The following is a 2,137-nucleotide window of genomic DNA, read 5'->3' on the forward strand; positions in this document are numbered from 1 at the left end:
AGAATTACTAGAGGCTTTAATGGCTCATATTGATGATTGCTACCGTATTCTTAAGGTTCTCCATCCTTATGATAGTTCCAATCAAGTCAAATATAATGATAAGTGGCTAGATAAGGCTAAAAATCCTGCAAAAAAAGACTTTGAAAATAATATTAAAGATTATAAAAACTTATTGTCCCCTATTGTTAATAAAATCAAGCATAATGGCGGTCAATTGCGTTCTATCGTAATTTACTCACGGGATCGCAGAATAGTCACAAAGCCGATCAGGAAAAAAATTCAAATTTTTCCCAGAGATGCTCGTATCGTAGGATATTTCTTGGAAGGAGTTCATCCTAATGGCAATATCGGACCCGATATCGAAATTCATCCGAATGGAAAATCGGCTATTTCTTTAAACCGTGATTTGCGTTATCATTTTGCCAATTTATATCGAATCGGTCGTCATTTAAAGAAAGCTATCGTAAAAACCGTACGTCACGTCGAGACAATAGACTTGCCGTATCCAGGTTCGATTCGACATACAAGTTGTCAATATGATCTAGAGTCAATCGCAGAGAAAATAAGTAATTTGCCATCTTTGTTTTATCAAAATGAATTTGACAAGGAAACTCCTGATATCCAATTCTATCGCAATCCTAAAGATACGGAGTTAATTCTAGAAACGCCTGGCCCTCGATACATGAATTGGGAGGGAGAAGTAGCAATCTCTTGTGAAATGCAGGTAGATCCTGTTTCTCGTACATATCAACTACCTTATTGGCAAAATCAGAGTAACTCCAGATCAGTAATGCGATAACTATCACCTATCACGGACAAGCGGCAATCATCAGCACAGAGGGAAGATTAACGATTTCCTGTTCTCATATTATGATCGGTGATCAGCTAGTCCGCATTCAAGTTCTAGTTGAGACAAGGTAAAACGAATATCAAATTCAGATGCACAACAGCTTACCCAATCCGCTTTTAACAGTAGGATTAACTCCTGACTCCTGACTCCTGACTCCTGACTCCTATCTCCCTGACTCCTTTAAACATTTCTTTTTTTCTCAAACCATGTTTGTAATAATTCCCCAGATTCCTTAGCTAAAATTCCCGCAATTACCGGTAAACGATGGTTAGAAAAAGGACTATCAATAAAATTAGCCACAGTGCGGATAACTCCTGTTTTCGGATCGTCAGCACCGTACACTAATAATCCTAGCCTAGCCTGAATAATTGCCCCGGCACACATGGGACAGGGTTCGAGGGTGACGTAGAGGGTACAATCATTTAAGTGCCAATTGCCTAACACTTGACTAGCGGCACGAATCGCCAGAATTTCGGCGTGAGCGGTGGGATCATGGTGTTTTTCCTTGCAATTAGCCCCTTGAGCGATTAAATGTCCCTGTTTATCCACGATAACCGCTCCCACAGGTACATCACCCCGATCCCCCGCAGTTGCCGCTAAATTTAAAGCTAACTGCATCCATTGCCGATGTTTCTCATAGGCTTTTTCATCAATAGACTTTAGATAGTCCCACATTTAGCCAGTAAATTATCTAATTTTTTCTGACCATCCAAAGCATACAAATCATCACAACCACCGATATGTTCATTATTAATAAAAATCTGTGGTACACTGCGTTTACCGTTGGACCGTTCGGCCATGGCTTGACGAGCGCTTTCATCCCCATCAATCTTGTATTCGGTGTATTTTACCCCTTTCCAACCCAGCAACCATTTAGCCCGAATACAGTAGGGACAAGTTGCCCAAGTATAAATTTCCACATTGGCCTTGATATTCTCGTTATAACGCCCAAAAAGCGAGTTAAATAGATTTAGCATCGTTCTTACTAAGTAGTTAGGTGTTAAAAACTGTCAGATGCCCCCCTTATCAAGGGGGGATTAAGGGGGGATCGACACCCCCCTTATCAAGGGGGGATTAAGGGGGGATCCATCTTCAATTTAATTATAACCAGCTACTTAGTTATTAAGGCAGAGGCAATCAGAGCAATTATCTTTTTAACTTTTTACTTTCTAACTTGACCATTATGGGAGAAATAGAAGATTTACTGGCACAAATGAAGGCAGAATACCAGAAACGGGATCAGGAAAAACCGATGCCGTCCCCTTCTTCTCGCCAAGAAAAAGAGCG

3 protein-coding genes and 1 pseudogene are annotated in these 2,137 nt (G+C 40.5%); 2 read left to right on the forward strand and 2 right to left on the reverse strand.

The window, feature by feature from the left end; genetic code table 11:
• Nucleotides 1-799, forward strand: a 799-nt coding sequence (locus PX636_RS07470; RefSeq protein WP_288116630.1) for a hypothetical protein, incomplete at its 5' end; no start/stop codon positions are given.
• 231 nt (nucleotides 800-1,030) lie between these two features.
• On the opposite strand, the gene tadA is transcribed toward PX636_RS07470, so the two are convergent.
• Complete coding sequence (gene tadA, locus PX636_RS07475) at nucleotides 1,031-1,525, reverse strand: tRNA adenosine(34) deaminase TadA (protein ID WP_123229874.1); 495 nt, start codon at nucleotides 1,523-1,525, stop codon at nucleotides 1,031-1,033.
• Nucleotides 1,510-1,827: a glutaredoxin 3 gene (gene grxC / locus PX636_RS07480; RefSeq protein WP_002751734.1), complete on the reverse strand. Its 318-nt coding sequence runs from the start codon at nucleotides 1,825-1,827 to the stop codon at nucleotides 1,510-1,512. Before grxC ends, tadA begins: the two co-directional genes overlap by 16 nt.
• 206 nt (nucleotides 1,828-2,033) lie before the next feature.
• On the opposite strand from grxC, the pseudogene PX636_RS22840 reads away from it, so the two are divergent.
• Nucleotides 2,034-2,137, forward strand: a pseudogene (locus PX636_RS22840) (salt stress protein, Slr1339 family); the annotation flags it as partial.

Origin of the sequence: Microcystis sp. M53598_WE2, from assembly GCF_030067735.1 — a bacterium.
Lineage (GTDB): Bacteria > Cyanobacteriota > Cyanobacteriia > Cyanobacteriales > Microcystaceae > Microcystis > Microcystis aeruginosa.